The 311-nt window shown below is 57.9% G+C and carries 1 protein-coding gene; it reads right to left on the bottom strand.

Features of this window, described 5'->3' with window-relative positions; genetic code table 11:
• Positions 1-61 precede the first annotated feature (61 nt).
• On the bottom strand, positions 62-311 hold a 250-nt coding region (locus A37A_RS0113805; protein ID WP_255324930.1), incomplete at its 5' end, for a reverse transcriptase domain-containing protein.

Raw genomic sequence — 311 nt, 5'->3', positions numbered from 1 at the left:
CGCTTTGGGGAAGCGGTCTCGCCGGTCCGAGTTGACGGCGTGCGAACAACTCTCTTTACTGTTAGACAACAAAGCGGAAAATCGACCCGCACACAAAAAAGCGGACACTACCGCAGGTCCGGGTCTTTTCCTGGTTCACGGTAAGCCCGATTCGCTCCATGATCCTTTCCATCTGCTTGCGAGCTTCCTGAGCGTGGTGCCGGCAGAGGATCACATAATCGTCCGCATAGGAGACGATGTGCGCCGCCCATCGGACGGCCCAGCCTTGCCGCTTCCATCCCAGGATAAACCGCCTCATGTAGAGGTTGGCC

The sequence above is a fragment of the Verrucomicrobium sp. 3C genome (genome assembly GCF_000379365.1).
GTDB lineage: Bacteria > Verrucomicrobiota > Verrucomicrobiia > Methylacidiphilales > Methylacidiphilaceae > Methylacidimicrobium.
The sequence above is the reverse complement of the archived record's forward strand: the minus strand, read 5'-3'. Positions and strand labels throughout refer to the sequence as shown.